Below are 22,927 nucleotides of genomic sequence, written 5' to 3' on the forward strand. Positions count from 1 at the left end.
GCACAACACGGAGCCGGATCATGTTTTCGGAGCTGTCTGTCCTCGGCGTGCTGTTCTCGCCCTTCGTGGCGATGATGGCCGTGGCATGGCTCATCACCATGCCGCTCATCATGCTCGGCAACCGCATCGGCCTGTCCCGTGTGGTGTGGCACCCCGCCCTCTTCACCCTCGCGATCTACGTGATCGTGCTGTCCCTCACCGTGCTTACCATGGGAGCCCGTTCATGAGCGCCATCGAATTGCCCGCCGGGAAGCGCGCTTCCTTGTTGCCCCGCCTCGCGCGGGTGCTTGTGACCCTCGCCGCCGTGGGCGTCGCCGGGGCGCTCGGATGGCGCATGTGGGAGACCTACATGACCACCCCCTGGACCCGCGACGGCACCGTGCGGGCCTATGTGGTCACCGTCGCGCCGCAGATCTCGGGGCGCATCGTGGAGCTGCCGGTTAAGGCCGACCAGTTCGTCCACAAGGGCGATCTCCTGATGGTCATCGAGCCCGCCGACTACCAGAACGCCCTCGCCAGCGCCGAGGCCGCCGTCGCCCGCGCCAAGGCCGATCTCGAGAACAAGAAGGCGGAGGCGGAGCGCCGCACGAAGCTCAGCGCCATCGCCGCCTCGGAAGAGGAAAAGGAGAGCTTCGCGGCCTCGGCGGACATGGCGGTGGCGGCCTATCAGCAGGCGCTCGCCGACCGCGACCAGGCGAAGCTGAACCTCAGCCGCACGCGCATCGTCTCGCCGGTGAACGGCTATGTCACGAACCTCCTCACCCAGGTCGGCGACTACGGCATCAGCGGCCAGCGCGCCCTCTCCGTGGTGGACAGCGACAGCTTCTGGGTGGACGGCTATTTCGAGGAAACCGTCCTCTCCGGCATCCATCTGGGCGACACGGCGAAAGTGGCGCTGATGGCCTATGGCGCGCCCCTCACCGGGCGTGTGAGCGGCATCGGCCGGGGCATCGCCATCCCCAATGTGGCGCCGGACGTTTCCGGCCTCGCCTCGGTCAACCCGGTGTTCACCTGGGTGCGCCTCGCCCAGCGCGTGCCGGTGCGCATCGCGCTCGATCCCGTGCCGCCGTCTGTCACCCTCTCCGCCGGGCTCACCGCGACGGTCACCATCACCGGCAAATGATCGCCGGCGCGCAGGGACGGCCTGCCCCGCAACGGGCGGGCCGCGTCCGCTTCCCGTGTCCTGATCTTTCCCCGAAATGACTGTGCCGCGCCATACCAAGGTATGCGCCGGACATATGTGAAGCCCATTTATTGCAGCCGACCCCGCAGGTCATCATTGGCTCGTCTTCCGGTTACTTCCGAACCGGCGACGCGCGCCGTCGAGCAAGACGCGCGCAAGAGCCTCTCACCCCTGCTGCGGGAGCCGCCCATGGGCATCGCGAAAACCATCCGTCCCTATCACGAGCCCGCCGGCGGCTGGGGCGCCCTGAAGGCCATGGGCAGCGCGCTGGTGGAGCAGCACGTCGCCGTGTCCGGCATGGCCACCCTTGCCCGCATGAACCAGCCGGGCGGCTTCGACTGCCCCGGCTGCGGCTGGGGCGACCCCAAGCACACCTCGCCCTTCGAATATTGCGAGAACGGCGGCAAGGCGGTGGCCTGGGAGGCGACCACGAAGCGCTGCACGCCCGAATTCTTCGCCGCCCACACCGTCACCGCGCTCAGCGCCCTCGGCGATTACGAGCTGGAGATGGAAGGCCGCCTCACCCACCCCATGCGCTACGACGCGGCAAGCGACCGCTACGTGCCGGTGCGCTGGGAGGAGGCCTTCGCTCTGGTGGGCCGGCATCTCAATGCCCTGTCCGATCCGAACATGGCGGATTTCTACACGTCTGGCCGCGCCTCCAATGAAGCAGCCTTCCTCTATCAGCTCTTCGCCCGCGAATACGGCACCAACAACTTTCCCGACTGCTCGAACATGTGCCACGAGGCGACCAGCGTCGGGCTGCCCCAGTCCATCGGCGTCGGCAAGGGCACGGTGCTCCTGGAGGATTTCGCGCGGGCGGACTGCATCTTCATCTTCGGCCAGAACCCCGGCACCAACTCACCGCGCATGATGAGCGAGCTGCGCAACGCATCGCGGCGCGGCGCCACCATCATGTCGTTCAATCCCTTCCGCGAGCGGGCGCTGGAGCGCTTCCAGGCGCCGCAGAACCCGGTGGAGATGGCGACGCTGACCTCCACGCCCATCTCCTCGCGCATCTTCCAGGTGCGCGTCGGCGGCGACGTGGCCCTCCTCAAGGGCATGATGAAGCACCTCGTGGCGGCGGATGAGGCGGCCCGCGCGCAAGAACTGGCGCCGGTGCTCGACTGGGACTTCATCCGCGGCCACACCGCCGGCATCGACGCCCTCGTCGCCGACCTCGCGGCGACCGACTGGGAGGATATCGAGCGCAAGAGCGGCATCGCCCGCGCCGACATCGAGACGGCGGCCGAGGCCTACATGCGGGCGGAGCGGGCGATCCTGGTTTACGGCATGGGCATCACCCAGCATCGCCATGGCACCAAGAACGTGCAGCAGATCGCCAATCTCGCGCTGCTCAAGGGCAATGTGGGGCGCGAGGGCGCCGGCATCTGCCCGGTGCGCGGCCATTCCAACGTGCAGGGCGACCGCACGGTGGGCATCACGGAAGTGCCCTCCGACGCGCTGCTCGCGGCCATCGAGGCGCGCTTCGGCTTCACCCCGCCGCGCGCGTTCGGCCACAACGTGGTCACCGCGCTGGAGGCCATGCTGCGGGGCGAGACGAAGGTGTTCATCGGCCTCGGCGGCAATTTCGCCGCCGCCATTCCGGACTGGCAGCTGACCCAGGAGGCCATGCGCCGGCTGGACCTCACCGTCCACATCGCCACCAAGCTCAACCGCAGCCACCTCGTCCACGGGCGGGACGCGCTGATCCTGCCCTGCCTCGGGCGGACCCAGATCGACATGCAGGCGAGCGGGCCGCAGTCGGTCACGGTGGAGGATTCCATGTCCATGGTCCACGCCTCCAGGGGTCACAACCCGCCGGCCTCCGAGCATCTGAAGAGCGAGCCGGCGATCATCGCCGGCATGGCGCGGGCGACCCTCGGCAGCCGGTCCAGGGTGAACTGGGAGGCGCTGACGGCGGATTACGCGCGGATCCGCGAGGACATCGAAGCGGTGTTCCCCATCTTCCAGGGCTACAACGCCCGCATCCAGGAGCCGGGCGGCTTCCACCTCACCTCCACCGCCCGCGAGCGCATCTGGGCGACGGCCTCGGGCAAGGCGAACTTCATCGTCTGCGAGGGCCTGTGCGAGGACCCCGGCGTCACCGGTCACCCGCTCTGGCTCACCACCATCCGCAGCCACGACCAGTACAACACCACGCTTTATTCGCTCTCCGACCGCTATCGCGGCGTCCATGGCGCGCGCGACGTGATCTTCCTTGGCGAGACCGAGATGGAGAAGCGCGGGCTGAAGCCCGACGACCGCGTGGACATCGTGACCCTCTCCACCGACGGCATCGAGCGCGCGGTGCGCGGCTTCCGTGTCGTGCTCCATCCGTTCCCGGAGGCGAGCTGCGCGGCCTACTACCCCGAGACCAACCCCCTCGTGCCGCTCTACGCGCACGACCCGCAGAGCTTCACCCCGGCCTCGAAGGGCGTCCCCGTGCGCCTCGTGAAATCCGCCCCCGCCACCGGAGCGAAATGACCATGGACGCCCTTGCGCTCTCGCGCCTGCAATTCGCCTTCACCGTCGGCTTTCACATCCTGTGGCCGACGCTCACCATCGGCACCGCCTGGTTCGTCACGCTCCTCAGCTTCCTGTGGTGGCGGACCGGCAGGACGGTCTATCGCGACCTCATGCGCTTCTGGATGCGCCTGTTCGCCCTCGTCTTCGGCATGGGCGTGGTGACCGGCATCGTGCTGAGCTACGAGATCGGCACCAACTGGGCCGGCTTCTCGCGCTCCGTCGCCAACGTGCTCGGCCCGCTCCTCGCTTATGAGACCATGACCGCCTTCTTCCTGGAGGCGGGCTTCATCGGCATCATGCTGTTCGGCGAATCCCGCGTGTCGAGGGGAACGCACTTCTTCGCCTGCCTCATGGTGGCGGGCGGCGCGCTCATCAGCACCACCTGGATCATCGCCGCCAACAGCTGGATGCAGACCCCGGCCGGCGCCGTCGCGGATGCCGGGGGCATCTTCCATGTGGTGGACTGGTGGCAGGTGATCTTCACCGCGTCCTTCCCCTATCGCCTCGCCCACATGGTGTGCGCCAGCTTCCTCACCTGCGCCTTCATGATCGCAGGCGTCTCCGCCTTCCATCTGTGGCGCGGCCGGCATGTGGCGGCCTCGCGCACCGCCTTCTCCATGGCGCTGTGGCTGGCCCTGGTGCTGGCGCCGCTCCAGATCTTCATCGGCGACCTGCACGGCCGCAACACGCTGGTGGAGCAGCCGACCAAGCTCGCCGCCATGGAGGGCCTGTGGGACACCACCCGCGGCCCGGCCATGACGGTGATCGCCTGGCCCGACATGGCGGCGCAGAGAAACCTCTACGCCATCGAAATCCCCCACCTCGCCAGCCTCTACCTCACCCACAGCTGGGACGGCGAGGTTCAGGGCCTGAAGGCGGTGCCGCCCGCCGACCAGCCCAACGTGCCGATCGTGTTCTTCGCCTTCCGCATCATGGCCGGCATCGGCATGCTGCTGCTGGTGACGGCGGTGACGGGGCTGGTGCTGCGGATGCGCGGCCGGCTCTACGACACCCGCTGGTTTCAATACGTCGCCATGGCGACCACCCCCCTCGGCCTCGTCGCCGTGCTGGCCGGATGGACGGTGACGGAGGCAGGCCGGCAGCCCTGGATCATCTACGGCGTGCTGCGCACCGCCGATGCCGTCGCCCCGGTCGCCGCCGGGGCGGTGACCACCAGCCTCCTCATCTTCTTCGCCGTCTACAATCTGCTGCTGCTCGCCTTCCTCTGGTTCGCCGGACGGGTGGCGTTCAAGGGCCCGACCGACACGTCGCCCGAGGTGGCCGAGCGCCCCGGCATGGAGCGCACCAGCGTCGGCCTCTTCACCAACTCCCCCACCCTTCCGTCGCCCGTCCCCGGCGCCGGACAAGCGAAGGCCTGACCATGACCGAGCTGATGCAGGCGGACCATGTGCCGCTCCTCTTCGCCGCCGCCGCCCTCTTCTGCGTCACCGTCTACGTGCTCGCGGACGGGCTCGACCTCGGCGTCGGCATCCTCTTCCTCGCCGCCCCGCGCGATCAGGACCGCGACGTGATGATGGCCTCCATCGAGCCCGTCTGGGACGGCAACGAGACGTGGCTGGTGATGGGCGGCACGCTGCTCTTCGCCGCCTTCCCCGCCGGATACTACATCCTGCTGCCGGCCTTCTATCTGCCCATCATGTTCATGCTGTTCGCCCTGATCTTCCGGGGCGTCGCCTTCGGCTTCCGCCTGCAGGCGACACGGTTCCGGCCGGTGTGGGATGCCGCCTTCTTCGCCGGCTCCCTCCTCGCCACCTTCTGCCAGGGGCTCATCCTCGGCGGGCTCATCGACGGGGTGCCGGTGGAGAACGGCATGTTCGCGGGCGGCGCCTTCAGCTTCCTGAGCGTGCTCGGCGTGCTGTGCGGCATCGGCCTCGTGGGCGGCTATGCGCTCATCGGCGCCGGCTGGCTCATCTGGAAGGCGGAGGGGCCGACGCAGGTGTTCGGCCGGGAGATCGCCCGGGCGGCGCTCATCCTCACCGCGGCGATGATGCTGCTGGTGAGCCTGTGGAGCGCCTGGAGCGTGCCCGAGGTCGCGGCGCGCTGGTTCGCCCTGCCGAACCTGTTCTGGCTCGCGCCCGTGCCGCTCCTCACCGTGGCGGTGATCGCGTGGATCTGGTGGGCGATCTGGAACGGCCGCGAGGCTCAGACCTTCGCGCTCGCCCTCGTGCTGTACGCCCTCGGCCTGTTCGGCCTCGTGGTGAGCCTGTGGCCCTATGTGGTGCCGCGTCAGGTCACCGTCTGGGACGGCCTGTCCGATCCCCGGTCGCTCGCCTTCCTCGGGGTGGGCGTCATGGTCATCATCCCGGTGGTGCTGGCCTATCAGGCCCATGCCTACTGGATCTTCCGGGGCAAGGTGCAGCACGAGGCGGACGGCGCGCACGGCGGCTACGGCTGATCCGCACTGTTCACCTGACAGGCCCGGCCGAAACAGAGACGCCCAGCGCGATGGTGGTCATCGCGCGGGGCGTCTTTCTTTGGTGGGCAGATTGAGATGAAGGGCCAGGCGAAAATCGCCGAGTCCTTCGTTCTACGCAGCTATCGGAAATCGCCTGTGGCGACGGGATCGGAGGCCGGGAAAGTCTCCTCCAGCGCCTCGTCCAGCAGCGCCGCGTCGGCGGTGGGGTAGTCGATGTAGCCCTCCGGCCCCTGCGTGTACCAGGTCTCCATCTGGTCCGGCGCCAGCGGGATGCCGCGCCGGATACGGGCGGGCAGGTCGGGATTGGCGAGGAAGCCCCGTCCGAAGGCGATGGCGTCGGCCTCGCCCTTCTCCAGCGCGGCAGCGGCGCGGGCGCCATCGAAATCGGAATTCAGCACCAGCGGCCCGTCGAACACGGCGCGGATCTCGGGATGCACCGGCGGATGGTCGGGCTTGCCCCGGGTGCCGTCCGGCGGCGGCTCGCGCAGTTCGAGGAAGGCGATGCCGATCTCCGACAGGAGCTTCGCCGCGTGCCGGAACAGCGGCACCGGATCGGGATCGTTGACGCCCTGGCTCTCGCCGTTGGGCGAGAGGCGCACGCCGGTGCGGTCGGCGCCGATCTCGCCGGCCACCGCCTCCGTCACCTCGCGCAGCAGCCGCGCGCGGTTCTCGATGGAGCCGCCATAGGCATCCGTGCGGTGATTGGCCGAGGCGCGCAGGAACTGGTCGATGAGATAGCCGTTGGCGGCGTGGATCTCCACGCCATCGAACCCGGCGAGGCGGGCGTTGCGCGCGCCCCGGCGATAGTCGTCGAGCAGGCCGGGAATCTCGCTCGCGTCGAGGGCGCGCGCCTCGGCGTGGGGCTGCTTGCCGTCATAGGTGTGGGCATAGGCGGGCGCCGTGGTGGCCGAGGCGGAAACCGCCTTGGCCCCATCAAGGAAGCTCGGATGCACGATCCGCCCCATGTGCCAGAGCTGGCAGACGATGCGCCCGCCGGCCTGCTTCACCGCTTCCGTCACCGGCCGCCAGGCTGCGACCTGCTCGTCGCTCCAGATGCCGGGCGCGAAGGGCCAGCCGGTGCCCTGCCGGCTGATGCCGGTGGCCTCGGAGATGATGAGGCCGGCGCTGGCGCGCTGGGCGTAATACTCCGCCATGATCGGGGTGGCCACATGCTGGCGCGTGCCGCGTGCGCGGGTGAGCGGCGCCATGAACATGCGGTTCGGCGCCGCGATGGCGCCGAGCTGGATGGGATCGAACAAGGTGGGCATGGGCGTTCTCCTTGGCAAGTGCGTTCTCCTGGATATGGCCGGCACCGCGCGTGAGGCGTCTTTGCGCGCCGGACGTGCGGAACCGGGAGGCAAACGAACACGCCGGCGCCCCACGAGGAGACGCCGGCGACAGACATCAATGGGCCGCCCGACCTGAGGCCGGGCGGTGGGCTGGCGCATCAGCGCGGCAGCAGATTGGTCTCGGCGAGGTCGATCACCTCGTCGCCGCGCCCGCTCATCACCGCGCGGATCAGCCAGAGGCTGAACCCCTCCACCTCCTCCGCTGCGATGGTGGGCGGCATGGAGAGTTCCTGCCGCGCGGTCACCACGTCGAGCAGCGCGGGACCGTCGTGGGCGAGGATGTCGTCCAGCGCGCCCGGCAGGTCGCCCGGATCCTCCACCCGGATGGCGTGGATGCCGATGGCCCGCGCCATGGCGGCGAAGTCTGGATTTTCGAGGTCCACGCCCGTCTCCAGGAAGCCGCCGGCCTTCATCTCCAGCGCCACGAAGCCGAGCACCCCGTTGTTGACGACGACGACCTTCACCGGCGTCTTCGTCTGCACCAGCGTCACCAGCTCGCCCATGAGCATGGTGAGGCCGCCGTCGCCGGAGAAGGAGATCACCTGCCGGCCCGACTGGGCGGCCTGGATGCCCATGGCCTGCGGCAGGGCATTCGCCATCGAGCCGTGGACGAGGGAGCCCACCAGCCGCCGCTGGCCGTTCATCTTCAGATAGCGCGCGGCCCAGATGGTCGGCGTGCCCACGTCGAAGGTGAACACGGCGTCCTCGTCGGCCGTGTCGCTCAGCATCTTCGCCAGATACTGCGGGTGGATCGGCTTGTTGCCGGGCGTGCCCGTGGCGAGGCTGTCGAGGCCCTCGCGGGAGGTCTTGTAGGCGGCGAGCGCTGTATCGAGGTGGCTGCGGTCGTCCTTGACGTTGAGGCGCGGCTTAAGCGCCCGGAGCGTCGCGCCCACGTCGCCCACCACGCCGAGATCGAGCTTGCAGCGCCGGCCGAGCTGCTCGGGACGGATGTCGACCTGCGCGATGCGGATGCCGGTGGGCAGGAATTGCTTGTAGGGGAAATCAGTGCCCAGCATCAGCAGAAGGTCGCAGGAATGCATGGCGTCGTAGCCGGACCTGAAGCCGATGAAGCCGGTCATGCCCACGTCGTAGGGGTTGTTGTACTCGACCCACTCCTTGCCGCCGAGGGCGTGGACGATGGGGCTCTTGAGGGTCTCGGCGAGGGCCATCAGATCGGCGTGGGCGCCGGCGCAGCCCCGGCCGCAGAACAGGGTGACGCGTTCCACCCCGTTCAGCAGGTCCGCCAGCGCGTCGAGATCCGCATCGGCGGGGGTCACGACGGGCGCCGGCGGCAGCAGGCCTGCGGGGGCGGAAGGGCCGCGCTCGGGCGCGGGACGCAGCGCCACGTCGCCGGGGATCACCACCACCGCCACGCCGCGTTTGCCGACCGCCGCGCGGATCGCGTTCTCAAGCACATAGGGCAGCTGGCGCGGGTCGGACACCAGCTCGCAATAGACGCTGCATTCGGCGAACAGCGACTGCGGGTGCGTCTCCTGGAAATAGCCGCCGCCGATCTCCGCCGAGGGGATCTGCGCGGCGATGGCCAGCACCGGCACGCGGCTGCGCTGGGCATCGAACAGGCCATTGATGAGATGCAGGTTGCCCGGCCCGCAGGAGCCGGCGCACACCGCGAGCCTTCCGGTGATCTGCGCTTCGCCCGCCGCCGCGAAGGCCGCCGCTTCCTCGTGGCGCACATGGAACCAGTCGATCCCGCCATGGCGCCTCAGGGCATCGGTGAGACCGTTCAGGCTGTCGCCGACGACGCCGAAGATCCGCTCGACGCCGGCGCCGGCCAGAATATCGACCATCAGATCCGCAACCTTGCGTGCCATTCGCAAACTCCTTCTGCATCCTGCATGACAGTGTCAGCGGCAGGCGGCGGCAGGCTTGGACGATCGCGCCGGCGTTGGCGTTTCCCGTCCCGGGTCGCAGCCATCACCTCTCACACCGAAGGGATGGCGCAGCAACCCGCCCGGTGCCATCGCGCCCACGACCATGATCGTTCAAGGCGACCGGACTAATCGACAAGAGACCGGCCCCTTCGCTTGGCAAGATCGCGGCGATTTGTGCAATGCATCACGTGCGAGACCCGATGACTGCGAACGAGGCGAAGCCCGCCTTCATGATTGCCCGTCCCTCCCTGTGGCGCACGTCGCGGCACGCCTTGACGCGGGCGTCGTCACATGAGTTATTTGATCGAATGATAAATAGCAAGGTGCCTGCGTTTCCGCGCCTGTTCGCGCGGCGGCAAAATCGACGGGGGGACACCAGACGGCGTTGCGGAGAGCCCTGCGTATTCGCAACCGGATGCGACCTGCAGGTGTCGTTGTACTGATCGGATGAAAGATCGCCAGTGGATAGAGCGCGCACCTTCGACGGCACCAGCCCCCTGCTTCGCAGCGGCGGGATGGATGCCGCATCCTTCGACCGCCTCGCGCTGACGTCCGAGACCATCCGGGACGGCAGAAGCGACGGGCTTGAATCCTTCCTCGCGCAGGACGAGCTGACGGGCGAGCGCTGGCGGGTGAGATCCGCGCTGCGCGGCAGCCCGGCGGCGGCGCGTCTCGATCGGGAAGCGGCGCTGGCGCTCGGGCTGCAGCCCGACCTCGCGGACCCGCCCCAGCGGCTGGAGCACCGCAACCGTTTGATCCTCCTCTACCCGGATCGCCCCATGGCGACCCTCGCGGACCTGACCCCCGGCACGCTTGCCCCTGACGCGCTGCTCGATCTCGGCATGGCGATCGCCGGCGCGCTCGCCCGGCTGCACGCCCTCGGCGCCGTCCATGGCGGCCTCAGGCCGCCCTGCGTGCTGCTGGAGGAACGGGGACGGGTGCGGTTCCGCCATCTCGTCGGCGCCACGGGCAGCGACATGCCGGGGTTGGCGGCGCCCGATGCCATCGCCTACGCCGCGCCGGAGCAGGCGCGGCTCCATCGTCCGACCTGCGATGCCCGCAGCGATCTCTATGCGCTGGGCGTGCTGCTCTACACGCTGCTGGTCGGCCGGCTGCCGCTGCAGGCCGGCAGCATGGCCGAATGGCTGCACGCCCATGTGGCGGTCGAGCCGCCGCGCCCCGGCGCCGTGCGCGCCGACGTGCCGTCGGTTATCGATGCCATCCTCATGAAGCTCATCGCCAAGGATCCGGAGCAGCGCTACCAGAGCGCGGACGCGCTCGGGATCGACCTGCGCCTCGCCCGCGCCGCGCTGGCGGCGGGCGACGGCGCGGCGAGCTTCCCCCTGGGCCGGGGCGAGCTGGCGCGGCAGGGCATCGCGGCGCGCGGGCTGTTCGGCCGGGCCACGGAACTGTCGCAGCTGGTGGACGCCTTCGGGCGCGTCTCCCGCACGGGCTCCGGCGAGCTGGTCCTGATCCACGGCGAGGCGGGGGCGGGCAAGTCCGCTCTGGTCGAGCATTTCGCGAAGGCCTGGCTGCCGGCGGACGCGCAGTTCGCCGCCGGCAAGAGCGTGCTCTTGCAGGAGGGAATGCCCTATGCGCCGTTCGCCCAGGCGCTGCGCACCCTCATCATGCGCGCGCTGGGGGAAAGCGCCGACGTGCTGGACGGGATCAGGGAGCGCCTCGCCTCCCACCTGACGGGCTACAGCCGCCTCCTGATCGATCTCGTGCCCGAAGCGGAATTCATCCTGCCGGACAGCGGCGCCCTGCCCGAGGTAGCCGCGAGCCTGGCGCAGGCGCGCCTGGCGCGGGTGGTGATCCAGACCCTGAAGACGTTCGCGACGCCCGCCCGTCCCCTCGTCCTGTTCCTCGACGACCTGCAATGGATGGATGCGGCGAGCCTCGGCGCGCTTCAGGCGCTGATCCGCGAGGCGCCGCCCCATGTCCTGGTCATCGGCAGCTATCGCGCGGAGGAGGCGGCCCGCCATCCAGAGCTTTCGCGCCTGCTGACGGAGGCGCGCGACGGCCCGCTGCCGGCCACCGACATCCACATCGGCCCCCTGTCGGTGGCCGAGACGCTGGACTGCATCGCGAGCGCGCTGAACGGCGCGCCGGAGGACCTCGGCGAACTCGCGGACATCATCCATCGCAGGACCGGCGGCAACGCGTTCTTCATGAGGCAGCTTCTTCAGACGCTGTTCGACGACAAGGTTCTCGCCTTCGATCCCGAGACGCGGCGCTGGCACTGGGATGCGCGGCGCTTCGGCGCCTACGCGTCGGTGTCGGACTTCATGCTGCAGCGGCTCGATGCCCTGCCGCCGGCCCAGCGCGGCATCCTGCAACGGCTCGCGAGCGTGGGCGGGCGCTTTCCGGCAGCCCATGCCACGCGCCTCATCGACCGGTCCGAGGACGAAACGGCGCACATCGCGGCCGCGCTCATGGAGGCCGGCCTGCTCCTGCGGCAGGATGCGGACTACGTCATCGCCCACGACCGCGTTCTCGAAGCCGCTTATGCCTCGCTTCCCGAGGCGGATCGCCCCGCCGAGCATCTCGCCATCGCCCGCCGCCTGATGGAGATCGCGCGCGACGGGGATGCGGACTGGGCCTTCGCCCTGGCCGCGCAGATCGAGCGGGCGGACCGCTCCGCGCTCGACGCGGCGGAGCGCGTGACCTTCGTGACGGCCTTGAGAACCGCCGCCCGCCGCGCCCGCAATGCCGGCGCCGTCCATCAGGCGGCAGGCCATATCGAGACCGCCCGCAGCCTCATGCCTGCCGACTGGCAGGTGAGCCACCACGCGCTGTTCGTCGAGGTGAAATGGCTGCATTGCGACAGCCTGCTCACCCTTGGACGGACGGATGAGGCCCTGCCGGCCATCGACAGGCTGCTCGCGATCGCCGCCAATCCCATCGACCAGGCGGACCTCTACCGCCTCAAGGCCACCGCGCGGACCATCCGGTCGGACTACGAAGGGGCGATCGACGAGGCCTTGGTGGGGCTCGCGCTCCTCGGTGTCGAACTCGAGCGGTCCGTGACGGACGAACAGCTCGAGCAGGCCTATCAGGCCTGTAGCGCCCGCCTCAACGCCCTCGACGTGTCCGCACTGCGCGACCTGCCGGAGAGCGCCGATCCCGCGCTGCGATCGGCGATGGCTCTGCTCTCCACCCTCAGCGCGTCCTTCTTCGTGCGTGGCAGCCTGCGCCTGCTGCACCTGATCAAGATCGTCGAGCTGACACTCGACCACGGATTGACGCCCGAGGGGGCCTACGGCTTTGCGTGGTTCGGCGTGTTCAGCGCCGATCTTTACGGCGACTACGAGGACGGGTTGAGCTACGCCATGATGGCGCAGGAGATCGTCCAGCGGGATGGCTACGAGGCGCAGCGGACGGCGACGCTCCTGGCCCTCGACCAGGTGAGCGTCTGGACGCGGCCGCTGCGCTTCGCTCTCGACCGCGCGCGCGAAGCCGCGCAGATCGGCCTCACGGCCGGCGATCTCGGCTGGGCCTGCTACGCCCGCAACCACATCGCGTCCAACATGCTCATGCTGGGCGCACCCCTCCCGGCCGTGCGGGAGGACATCGAGGAAGGCTTGGCGTGGACGCGCCAGTACAGGTATCGCGACATCGAGTTCATCCTGGCCGCGCAGCTCCGCCTCGCGGACACCCTCGCCTCCGGGGACTATGACGGCGCGCAGGTCGTTCCGGATCACGAGATCACGTCGCTCGCCACCCTCTTCTGGGTACAATATTATGCGGGAGTTATCTCCTTCCTGTTCGGCGATTTCGACCGCGCCCTGCCGCATCTGGAAAGGGCGGCGTCGCTGAGCTGGGCGGCGCCGGCGCACATCGACACGGCGGCGTGCGCGCTCTTCCTCGCCCTCGCGGTGGCGCGCACCAGCACCGGCCCGGCCGCCCGGAAGGGCGCGCTGGAGCGGCTCGACGCCGTGCGGCAGTGCTTCGCCGACCGGGCGCGGCGCAATCCCTCCACCTTCGAGTGCAAGCATCTGCTGCTGGAGGCCGAGACGGCGCGGCTCGCCGGCCGGACGGCGGAGGCGCAGCGCCTCTATGAGCAGGCCGCGGACGCCGCGGCGGCGAGCGGCTTCGTGCACGAGCAGGCGCTGGCCTACGAGCTGGCGGCTCATTGCTGCCGGGAGGCCGGGCTCGAGATTCCCGCCGGCGGATACATGCAGGCGGCGATCAGCCACTACCGGCACTGGGGCGCTGCGGGCAAGGCGGACCAGCTGCTGCGCGCATTCCCGCTTCTCGCCGGCGGCGGGGCCGGCGCGCGCCTGCTCCCGGCGGGCGACGCGACGCCGGAGCCGGCGGGACAGGACGGCCTGAACCTCGAAGTCATGACCCGCGCCGCGCAGACGCTCGCCGAGACGGTGGGGCTCGATCAGGTCATCCGCACCCTGATGCGGGAGATGATCGTCCATGCCGGGGCGCAATATGGCCTTCTGATGCTCATGCGCGCGGACCAGCCGGTGATCGAGGCCTCGGCGCGCATCGAGAACCAGCAGGTGGACGTGGACCTCCGCTCGGCCGTTCCCACCGCGCAAAACCTGCCGCTGGCCCTGCTCAACACGGTGATGCGCACGCGCCGCACCACCGTCTTCGCCGACGCCGCCAGCGAGGAACCGGGCCTGCGCCCGGCGGGACACGGAGGCGTGCCCGCGCGCTCGCTGCTGTTCATGCCGCTCATCAAGCGCGGCAGCCTCGTCGGCATCCTCTATCTGGAGAACAGCCTCGCGGCGGATGTCTTCACGCCGAACCGCACGGCGCTACTGGAGCTGCTGGCGACGCAGGCGGCCATCTCGCTCGATGCCGCCCGCCTCTACAGCGATCTCATGGACGAGAACACGCGGCGGGCCAGCGCGGAGTTCGACCTGCGCGAGGCGCGGGCGGAGCTGGGGCGGGCCTCCCGCATGATGGCCATGGGCAATTACGCCGCCTCCATCGCCCACGAGATCAACCAGCCGCTGACCAGCATCGTGGCGAGCGCGGACGCGGCCACGCGCTGGCTCAGGAGGGCCGAGCCGGACGTGGGCGAGGCGCTGCAGGGCGTCGAGCAGATCCGGGCCTCGGGCATGCGCGCGGCGGGCATCGTCAAGTCCCTGCGCGCCCTCGCCAAGCGCTCGGCGCCGACGCTGGAGCCGATCCGCCTCGAAGACCTCGCCGAGGACGTGCTGCGGCTGGTGGTCAAGGATCTCCAGGCGAACGGCATCGTGCTCGACGCCCGCCTCGCGGAGGACCGTCGTCTTGTGGAGGCCGATCCGGTGCAGCTCCAGCAGGTGGTCTTCAACCTCATCACCAACGCCATCCACGCCATGGAGACGGCCGATCCCGACCGGAGGCGGCTGACCATCGAGACGGTGCAGGAGGCGGGAGAGGTGCGCCTGAGCATCGCCGACACCGGCTGCGGCATGAGCGAGGACGTGCTCGCCCGCATCTTCGAACCCTTCTTCACCACCAAGCACGCGGGCATGGGCATCGGCCTGTCCATCTGCCGCTCCATCATCGACGCGCACGGCGGCGTGCTGCGGGCGCGCTCGACCGTGGGAGAGGGCAGCGTCTTCTTCTTCAGCCTGAAGGCGCTCGATGACACCGCCCGGCCGGAACCGGACGCGCAAACCTGAGTATAGAAGACGCGGGCGGCCCGACCGGCCATAAGATGCGGGCGGCCCGCGCAGACGCCAGCGCCGGAGCACCATTCCCGGACCGGAGGTCATCGTGACGACGACCAACGCGCGCGAGCACCAGATGTTTCCCGCCTTCACTCCGCAGCAGATCGCCGTCGCGCGGCGCTTCGCCAGCGGCCCGGAGCAGCATTTCGCGGCCGGGGAGGCCCTCTACGAGATCGGCGCCGTGGACGCCCCTACCTGGCTGGTGATCTCCGGGACGATCGAGGTGGTGCGGCGCGACGGGCTGTCGGGCGAGGCGCCCGTCACGGTCCACCACGCCGGGCAGTTCTCGGGCGAGGTGAGCCAGCTGGACGGGCGGCCCGCCATCGCCTCCGGCCGCGCCGGGGCGCAGGGCTGCACTGCCCTGCCCTTCGACGCCGCCCATCTGCGTGCCCTCGTCATCGGCTCGGCGGAGCTGGGCGAGATCATCATGCGCGCCCTCATCCTGCGCCGGGTCAATCTGATCGCCGAGGGCGGATCGGGGACGATCCTGATCGGCGTGCCGGACAGCCGGGAGGTGCTGGAGCTGCAAGGCTTCCTGAACCGCGCGGGCCTGCCCAACCTCGTCCTCGACGTGCGCAACGACGAGGAGGGCCGCGCTCTGGTCGCCCGCACCGGCGTGCAGCCGGACGAGCTGCCGCTGGCGGTATGCCCCGCCGGCGCGCTGCTGAAGCGTCCGACCATCGAGGAACTGGCCGGATGCCTCGGCATCGTGCCGCCGCTCGATCCCGAACGGCTCTACGACGTGGCCATCGTCGGCGCCGGGCCGGCGGGCCTCGCGGCGGCGGTCTATGCGGCGTCCGAAGGCCTGTCCGTTCTCGTGCTCGACGCGCGGGCCACGGGCGGGCAGGCGGGCGCCTCGGCGCGGATCGAGAACTATCTCGGGTTTCCCACCGGCATCTCGGGCCAGGCGCTGGCGGGACGCGCCTTCAACCAGGCGGTGAAGTTCGGCGCGGAGGTCGCCATTCCGGTCGCCGTCGAGCGGCTGGACTGCATCGGCGGCGCGCTGTCTCTGGCCTGCGCGGGCGACCGGCGCGTGCAGGCGCGCGCGGTGGTGATCGCCTCGGGCGCCCGCTATCGCCGGCCCGACGTGCCGGGCCTCGCGACGTTCGAGGGGGCGGGCATCTCCTATTGGGTGTCGGCGGTGGAGGCGCGCCTGTGCGGCGGGGAGGAGGTGGCCCTCGTCGGCGGCGGCAATTCGGCCGGGCAGGCCATCGTCTATCTCGCGCCGCATGTGAAGAAACTGCACGTGGTGGTGCGCCGCCCCCTCGCCGACACCATGTCGCGCTATCTCATCGACCGCATCGACGCGCTGCCCAATGTGGAGCTGCATGTGGGCAGCGAGATCGCGAGCCTCGAAGGCGACCGCACCACGGGCCTCACCGCCGCCACCTTCCGCGACCGGCGCGACGGCAGCCTGCACCGGCGAGAATTGCGGCACATGTTCCTGTTCATCGGCGCGGACCCCAACGCCGCATGGGCCACCCCCTGCGTGGAGACGGACGGCAAGGGCTTCATCACCACCGGCGCCGGCCGCCGCCCGCTGGAAACGAGCGTGCCCGGCGTCTTCGCCATCGGCGACGTGCGGGCGGGCTCCGTCAAGCGCGTCGCGGCCGCCGTGGGCGAGGGCGCGGCGGTGGTGGCGCAGATCCATGCCATGTTCGCCGAGGCGGCCGGCGACGAGGCTCCGAGATGAGCTGCACCCACAAGAGAGCCATCCAAGAGGTGACGCCGAGCGCGAAGGGGTGCGAGGAGTGCCTGAAAATCGGCAGCGCGTGGGTACACCTGCGGCTGTGCCGGACGTGCGGCCATGTGGGCTGCTGCGACGACTCCCCCCACCGCCATGCACGCGCCCATTTCCGGGCCACCGGGCATCCCATCATCGAGGGCTATGATCCCCCCGAAGGCTGGGGCTGGTGCTACATCGATGCGGAGGAGGTGGACCTGCCCGACCAGACCCCGCAGGTCGGGCCGATCCCGCGCTTTTCCTGACGCCTGTCCGGCGCGTTCCGCCTGCGATGCGCGCGGCATACTTTGGTTTGCCGCCATCCAACGCAGGTGTCGTGCGAAGCAATCTTCATGCGATTTCAGGGAGGTGCCCCGCCGGGGAAGATGGGCCGATCCAACCGAGCCATCCGAAGCGGAGCGCATGATGTCCCTCGCCACTTCCCGCCCGAACGGCCCTTCCGCCATCCCCGCTGGCCTGGTGGTCGCCGGGCTCCTCGCCGATGCGCGCGAGGTCGTGGCCTTCGATCCCACGGTGGCGCGCTCGCTGCTCGCGCGGGCCATCGAGATCCTCGACACCGTGCCCGAGACGCCCCGCGCGTCCGGCCTCGCCCCCTGGCAGATCCGGCGGCTGGAGGCGTTCGTGGCGGCGCACATCGCCAGCAGCATCACGCTGGAGCGCATGGCGGCCTGCGTCGGCCTCAGCCCCAGCCATTTCGGGCGGGTGTTCAAGATCGCCCAGGGCGAGACGCCCCATGCCTTCGTGCTGCGCAAGCGGGTGGAGCGGGCGCGCACGCTGATGGTGGAGAGCGCCCTGCCGCTGGCCGAGATCGCCCTCGACTGCGGCTTCTCGGACCAGAGCCACCTCAACCGCATCTTCCGCCGCTACAGCGGCATGAGCCCCAACGCCTGGCGCCGGATGACGCGCGCCTGACGCGCGGCCATCCGGTTGTCTCTCACGCGCCCGGGGGCGCTCAGGCCGGCAGCGCGGCGACGAAATCCCGGGAGTTGGACACCGCGCCGAAGACACCGCCCTGCATCTTCACCATCTTCACCGCGGCGGCGTGGTTGCCGGCGTCGGTGGCGCCGCAGCAATCCTCCAGCAGGAGGCATTCGAAGCCGCGGTCATTGGCCTCGCGCATGGTGGTGTGGACGCAGACATCGGTGGTGATGCCGGTGAGGACCAGATTGCGGATGCCGCGCGTGCGCAGGATCATCTCCAGGTCGGTGGCGTAGAAGGAGCCCTTGCCCGGCTTGTCGATGATGATCTCGCCCGGCAGCGGCGCCAGTTCCGGCACGATGTCCCAGCCCGCCTCGCCGCGCACCAGCACCTTGCCGCACGGCCCCGGATCGCCGATGCCGGCGCCGATCTGCCGCGACCGCCAGCGCTTGTTCTCCGGCAGATCGGAAAGATCGGGACGGTGCCCCTCGCGCGTATGGATGATCCAGTATCCCGCCGCCCGCATGGCCGCGAGCACGCGGGAGATGGGCTCCAGCGGCGCGCGGGTGAGCGAGATGTCGTACCCCATCGCATCCACATAGCCGCCGGGGCCGCAGAAATCGGTCTGCATATCGATGACGACCAGCGCGGTGTCCTTCGGCGAGATCACGCCGTCGAAGGGCCAGGGATAGGGGTCGGCGGCAATCACGGGCACGGGTTCCTCCAGATCGATGGGACGCGCAGCAGGCGCCCTCTCGACCGCAGCAAGATGCGGGCCGCCCGCGGGCGCGGTTTAAAAATACGATGTTTTGCAGAGGCTTATATCGACTTCCGGTCACGCAGTCGCCGGCCAGAGCGGGCCCTCGCCCCTGCATTGCATGCACAGTGTATGCATATGCCTATTGATTGGGCTTATTTTAGCACGCACGCTCTAAATCAGAGGTAGCAACGTGCGGCCGTTACGCCCAAGCCGTCGCCCGGCAGGCCGGCGCCGCCGCTCTTCGTAAACCACTCTGCGTGCGTGGTTTTCCTCTCGGGCGTTCAGCCCACGACAAAAATTGCGTGTGTCGCGGTGGCAGATGGCCCCTCGCTTGCTTTGGTCAGGACGATCGAGCCGCCCAAGCCTCGCCCGGCGAGCGAGATGGCGCACGATCGTTCACGATGATCCCGGTATGCAACTGACCATTTCTGATCGAATAATAGGCAAATAAATGCAGTCGGACATTTCGGGCTGGCGCCGCTGGGGGTACATGGCCATCGGGCCGCTCGCCCTCTTCCTGATCTGGTACGGCGTGTTCGCCGCCGGCCTCGTCACGCCCAAGCTGCTGCCCTCCCCCGTGCGCACGCTCCAGGCCATCTGGGAGAACATGGGCGCCGGGCTCGGGCAGGATTTTCTCTACACGCTGGAGCGCACGCTCCACGCCTTCGCCATCGCGGCAGTGTTTGGCGTGCCGCTGGGCATCGTGGTGGGGGCGAGCGAGAAGGTCTACCGCTCCATCGAATTCCTCATCGACTTCTTCCGCTCCACGCCCGCCACGGCCATGTTCCCGCTGTTCATGATCATCTTCGGCCTCGGCGACTTCTCGAAGATCTCGGTGGCGGCCTTCGCCGCCTTCCTCGTCATCCTGTTCAACGTGGCCTATGGCGTGATGCACGCGCGCCCCACCCGTGTGCTCGCCGCCCGCGTGATGGGCGCCTCGCGCCTGCGCGTGTTCAAGGACGTGATGTTCTACGAGAGCCTGCCGCAGACCTTCATCGGCCTGCGCACCGGCGTCTCCATGGCGCTGGTGGTGATCGTGGTGGCCGAGATGTTCATCGGCTCCGACAACGGCCTCGGCAAGCGCATCATCGACAGCCAGATCACCTTCGACCTGCCGCAGCTCTACGGCACCATCCTGGTGTCCGGCATCCTCGGCTACGGCCTCAACCTCGTCTTTCTCGCCGCCGAGAAGCTGCTGGTCCACTGGTCCGGCCGCTGATCTCCCGACCTTTCCGCCCTGCCCTGAAGGAACCGACCATGACCACCCGCCGCAACTTCGTCCTCGGTGCCGGCGCCGCGACGCTCGCCGCCGCCTCGTCCTTCCCGCGGCCGCTCCGCGCCCAGCCGAAGGAGAAGGTGGTGGTCTCCTGGCTGCCCATCATGCAGTCCTTCGCCTATTACGTGGCGCTGGAGCAGAAGCTGTTCGAGAAGCGCGGCATCGAGATCGAATCCGTGCGCTTCCAGGCGCCCAACCAGATCATCGATTCCCTCGTCTCCGGCCGGGCCGATGCCGGCGCACCGGGCGCCGCCGCCGGCATCGCGGTGATCGCCGAGACGCAGTTTCCCGGCACCTTCAAGGTGTTCGGCCTGCAGGGCGGCGGCATCAAGGTGAACCGCATCAACGATGCGCTCATCGTCGCCAACAACTCTCCCATCGCCACCTTCGCCGACCTGAAGGGCAAGTCGCTGGGCCATCTGCCGGGCATCCAGTGGCGCACCCTGTCGCGCTACATGGTGCGCAAGGCCGGCCTCGACCCGGACAAGGACGTGCGCCTCGTGGAACTGGCGGTGGGCCTTCAGGTTCAGGCCGTGATCGCCGGCACGGTGGACGCGACGCTCTCGCTGGAGCCGGTGGGCTCCATCGCCGTGGCGCTGGGCGAGGCCAAGCGCGCCATCACCAATCCCATGTCGATGGCGGTCTATGATCCCTTCTATTCGGGCGTGTCGCTGCTAACCACCAAGTTCATCACCGAGCGGCCGAAGGTGGCCAAGGCCTTCGTGGAGGCGCTCGACGAGGCCACCATCATGGCCGAGAAGAACTACACCTCGCTGCGCACCATCCTGCCCGCCTACACGGCGGTGAAGCCGGACCAGGTGGCGATCGTCGCCCAGCCCTATTTGCGGCCGTGGGCCGAGCTGAACGAGACCGACCTCACCTCCTACCAGACCTTCGTCAACGTGTTCCGCTCCGAGGGCGCGCTAAAGCAGGACTTCGACATCAAGCCCTTCATCCTCAAGCCCTCCGACCTGTCGTGAGCGCCTTCGCCATGACCGCCACGGAGCGCAAGACGCGGGAGCCGGCGGGGGAGACCCTGCCGGACCTCACCTGGTTCACGCCCGGCACCCACATCACCATCCGCGGGCTCACCAAGACGTTCCGTGGCAACCCGGTCTATACCGGCTTCGACATCGACTTCCCGCGCGGCGGCATCGTCTCCATCTTCGGGCCGAACGGCTGCGGCAAGTCCACGCTCATCAACATGATCTCCGGCATCCTGCCCTATGATGCCGGGCAGATCCTGTTCGACGGCAAGACCATCGCCGAGACGCGCATCGGCTATGTGTTCCAGAACTATCGCGAGGCGCTGTTCCCCTGGCAGCGGGCCATCGACAACATCCATTATCCGCTGAAGATGATGGGCGTGCCCAAGGCCGAGCGGGAGCGACGCATCGAGAAGCTGGCGGCGCAGTTCGACCTCAAGTTCGACCTCCACCGCTACCCCTATGAAATGTCCGGCGGCCAGCAGCAGACCGTCTCCATCATGCGCGCGCTGGTGGTGGACCCGGAAGTGCTGTTCCTCGACGAACCCTTCTCGGCGCTCGATTACGAGATGACGCTGACCATGCGCGACCTGCTCCAGAAGGTGCTCACCGAGACGCGCACCACCACCCTCCTCGTCAGCCACGATCTGGAAGAGGCCGTGTGGCTCTCCGACAAGGTGCTGCTGCTCACCCGCAGGCCGTCGCGCATCGCCGAATACATGGACATCGACTTGCCCCGGCCGCGCAATTCCGAGACCATATCGGACCCGCGCTTCGTGGCGCTGAAGGCCCATGCGCTGGAGGTGTTCCAGACGGCGGTGAGGAGCAGCGCCCCATGAATGCCACCACGAGTTCGACCAGTTCAGACGCGCCCCCCTATCGCGGCTATCACGACATCGGCGGCCGGCCGGCCGGACCGGTGGTGAAGGACGAATACGCCTTCGCCGACTGGCAGAAGCTGTCCGAGGCCATGCGCGGCGCGCTGGAGGCCAAGGGGCGCATCGTCTCCCTCGATGAAATCCGCCGCGTGTTCGAGAGCTTCGGCGAGGACCTGTACAATACCCTCGGCTTCTACGAGCGGCGGGCGGAAGCCCTCACCGTGCTGCTCGACGAGAAGGGCATCGTGCCCCGCGCCGCCGTGCTCGCGCGCATGGACGCCATCGCCGCCATGGAATGCCGGCAGGTGGACCACGAGGCCAAGACGGTTTCCGGGAAGAGCGCCCCGCCCGCCGGGACCGAAGCGCCATGAGCGCGCCCCGCTTCGCCCCCGGCGACCGCGTGCGCATCCTCGACATCGGCAAACCCGGCCACGTGCGCATTCCCTGGTATGTGCGGCACAAGGTGGGGGTAGTGGAGCGCCATTGCGGCGCCTATCCCAATCCGGAAGAGCTTTCCTGCGCGCGGCCGGGCCTGCCGGCCATCGACCTTTATCGCGTGCGCCTCGGCCAGCGTGATCTGTGGCCCGATTATGCCGGCGCATCCGACGACACGCTGGAGATCGAAGTCTACGACCACTGGCTCGCGCCGGCACAGGACGACGCCCCATGATTGCGACACCCGCCTCCCCCGCCGAGATGAGCGCCGTTCCCGTGATCGAGGGGCATCAGGGCTCCGACTATTACGCCCTGATGACCCGCGCCCTGCACCAGATCCTGCTGGAGGAGGGCCTCCTCGCCCCCGAGGAGACGGACAGGGTGATCGCCGCCCTCGAGGCGCCCCGGCCGGAATGGGGCGCGCGGCTGGTGGCCCGCGCCTGGGTGGATCCCGCCTTCAAGGCCCGCCTGCTGAAGGACGGCGCCGGCGCCGCCGCGGAGCTGGGCTTCACCATCAAGGAGGCGCAGCTGGTGGTGGTGGAGAATACGGACGATCTCCACAACGTCATCGTCTGTACCCTGTGCTCCTGCTATCCGCGCTCGCTGCTGGGCCAGCCGCCGTGGTGGTACATCTCGAAATCCTACCGCGCCCGCGCCGTGCGCGAGCCGCGCGACGTGCTGAAGGAATTCGGGCTGGACCTGCCGGAGAGCGTGAAGGTGCGCGTCCACGACAGCAATGCGGACATGCGCTATCTGGTCCTGCCCCGCCGCCCCGCCGGCACCGAGGACGCGAGCGAGGCGGATCTTGCCCGCCTCGTCACCCGCGACAGCATGATCGGCACCGCGATCGTCGCGCCGTAAC

18 protein-coding genes are annotated in these 22,927 nt (G+C 69.2%); 15 read left to right on the top strand and 3 right to left on the bottom strand.

Translation table 11 applies throughout. From position 1 onward, the window contains the following. The first annotated feature begins 20 nt into the window (after nucleotides 1-20). The 5 genes from J2126_RS07135 (at nucleotide 21) to cydB (ending at nucleotide 6,128) form a co-directional block, all read left to right on the top strand. Entirely contained in the window at nucleotides 21-227 is a 207-nt protein-coding gene (locus J2126_RS07135; RefSeq protein ID WP_209485214.1) for a DUF1656 domain-containing protein, read from the top strand. Further along, complete coding sequence (locus J2126_RS07140; RefSeq protein WP_209485216.1) at nucleotides 224-1,123, top strand: efflux RND transporter periplasmic adaptor subunit; 900 nt, start codon at nucleotides 224-226, stop codon at nucleotides 1,121-1,123. Before J2126_RS07135 ends, J2126_RS07140 begins: the two co-directional genes overlap by 4 nt. A gap of 249 nt (nucleotides 1,124-1,372) precedes the next feature. Then, nucleotides 1,373-3,670 (top strand): FdhF/YdeP family oxidoreductase, encoded by a 2,298-nt coding sequence (locus J2126_RS07145; protein WP_209485218.1) that lies wholly within the window; start codon nucleotides 1,373-1,375, stop codon nucleotides 3,668-3,670. Between the two features lie 2 nt (nucleotides 3,671-3,672). Beyond that, nucleotides 3,673-5,091 (top strand): cytochrome ubiquinol oxidase subunit I, encoded by a 1,419-nt coding sequence (locus J2126_RS07150; protein ID WP_209485220.1) that lies wholly within the window; start codon nucleotides 3,673-3,675, stop codon nucleotides 5,089-5,091. Nucleotides 5,092-5,093: 2 nt separating this feature from the next. Then, complete coding sequence (cydB, locus tag J2126_RS07155; protein WP_209485222.1) at nucleotides 5,094-6,128, top strand: cytochrome d ubiquinol oxidase subunit II; 1,035 nt, start codon at nucleotides 5,094-5,096, stop codon at nucleotides 6,126-6,128. Between the two features lie 140 nt (nucleotides 6,129-6,268). On the opposite strand, the gene J2126_RS07160 is transcribed toward cydB, so the two are convergent. Continuing rightward, nucleotides 6,269-7,417, bottom strand: a complete 1,149-nt coding sequence (locus tag J2126_RS07160; RefSeq protein ID WP_209485224.1) for an alkene reductase — start codon at nucleotides 7,415-7,417, stop codon at nucleotides 6,269-6,271. A gap of 179 nt (nucleotides 7,418-7,596) precedes the next feature. Next, on the bottom strand, nucleotides 7,597-9,330 hold the full coding sequence (poxB, locus tag J2126_RS07165; protein ID WP_209485225.1) for a ubiquinone-dependent pyruvate dehydrogenase: 1,734 nt from the start codon (nucleotides 9,328-9,330) through the stop codon (nucleotides 7,597-7,599). A gap of 575 nt (nucleotides 9,331-9,905) precedes the next feature. Between poxB and J2126_RS07170 the strand changes: the two genes are divergently transcribed. The 4 genes from J2126_RS07170 to J2126_RS07185 all read left to right on the top strand — a co-directional run bounded on the left by J2126_RS07170 (nucleotide 9,906) and on the right by J2126_RS07185 (nucleotide 17,724). Further along, the gene (locus J2126_RS07170) at nucleotides 9,906-15,020 is read left to right on the top strand and encodes a trifunctional serine/threonine-protein kinase/ATP-binding protein/sensor histidine kinase (protein ID WP_245327236.1); all 5,115 of its coding nucleotides are present in this window, start codon (nucleotides 9,906-9,908) and stop codon (nucleotides 15,018-15,020) included. Between the two features lie 94 nt (nucleotides 15,021-15,114). Continuing rightward, nucleotides 15,115-16,761 carry an FAD-dependent oxidoreductase gene (locus tag J2126_RS07175; RefSeq protein ID WP_209485227.1) on the top strand — a complete coding sequence of 549 codons (1,647 nt, stop codon included), beginning with the start codon at nucleotides 15,115-15,117 and terminating at the stop codon, nucleotides 16,759-16,761. Then, nucleotides 16,758-17,057, top strand: coding sequence for a UBP-type zinc finger domain-containing protein (locus J2126_RS07180; RefSeq protein ID WP_209485229.1), 300 nt, complete (start codon nucleotides 16,758-16,760; stop codon nucleotides 17,055-17,057). Before J2126_RS07175 ends, J2126_RS07180 begins: the two co-directional genes overlap by 4 nt. Nucleotides 17,058-17,217: 160 nt before the next feature. Continuing rightward, nucleotides 17,218-17,724, top strand: a complete 507-nt coding sequence (locus tag J2126_RS07185) for a helix-turn-helix domain-containing protein (protein WP_209485231.1) — start codon at nucleotides 17,218-17,220, stop codon at nucleotides 17,722-17,724. Nucleotides 17,725-17,764: 40 nt separating this feature from the next. Here the strand turns inward: J2126_RS07185 and biuH are convergent, their stop codons facing one another. After that, entirely contained in the window at nucleotides 17,765-18,445 is a 681-nt protein-coding gene (gene biuH, locus J2126_RS07190; protein WP_348634254.1) for a biuret amidohydrolase, read from the bottom strand. A gap of 496 nt (nucleotides 18,446-18,941) precedes the next feature. On the opposite strand from biuH, the gene J2126_RS07195 reads away from it, so the two are divergent. The 6 genes from J2126_RS07195 to nthA are packed head-to-tail and all read left to right on the top strand — an operon-like array spanning nucleotide 18,942 to nucleotide 22,926. Continuing rightward, entirely contained in the window at nucleotides 18,942-19,709 is a 768-nt protein-coding gene (locus J2126_RS07195; RefSeq protein ID WP_209485233.1) for an ABC transporter permease, read from the top strand. A gap of 38 nt (nucleotides 19,710-19,747) precedes the next feature. Next, nucleotides 19,748-20,746 (top strand): ABC transporter substrate-binding protein, encoded by a 999-nt coding sequence (locus J2126_RS07200; RefSeq protein ID WP_209485235.1) that lies wholly within the window; start codon nucleotides 19,748-19,750, stop codon nucleotides 20,744-20,746. Nucleotides 20,747-20,757: 11 nt separating this feature from the next. After that, the gene (locus J2126_RS07205) at nucleotides 20,758-21,591 is read left to right on the top strand and encodes an ABC transporter ATP-binding protein (protein ID WP_209485237.1); all 834 of its coding nucleotides are present in this window, start codon (nucleotides 20,758-20,760) and stop codon (nucleotides 21,589-21,591) included. Continuing rightward, complete coding sequence (locus tag J2126_RS25595) at nucleotides 21,588-22,001, top strand: SH3-like domain-containing protein (RefSeq protein ID WP_209485239.1); 414 nt, start codon at nucleotides 21,588-21,590, stop codon at nucleotides 21,999-22,001. Before J2126_RS07205 ends, J2126_RS25595 begins: the two co-directional genes overlap by 4 nt. Further along, entirely contained in the window at nucleotides 21,998-22,300 is a 303-nt protein-coding gene (locus J2126_RS25600; RefSeq protein WP_281066335.1) for an SH3-like domain-containing protein, read from the top strand. The genes J2126_RS25595 and J2126_RS25600 overlap by 4 nt, the downstream gene beginning before the upstream one ends. Further along, nucleotides 22,297-22,926 (top strand): nitrile hydratase subunit alpha, encoded by a 630-nt coding sequence (gene nthA, locus J2126_RS07220; RefSeq protein WP_209485243.1) that lies wholly within the window; start codon nucleotides 22,297-22,299, stop codon nucleotides 22,924-22,926. The genes J2126_RS25600 and nthA overlap by 4 nt, the downstream gene beginning before the upstream one ends. The last annotated feature ends 1 nt before the right edge of the window (nucleotide 22,927 follow it).

The sequence above is a fragment of the Xanthobacter flavus genome, assembly GCF_017875275.1.
In the GTDB taxonomy this organism is placed as follows: Bacteria; Pseudomonadota; Alphaproteobacteria; order Rhizobiales; family Xanthobacteraceae; genus Xanthobacter; species Xanthobacter flavus_A.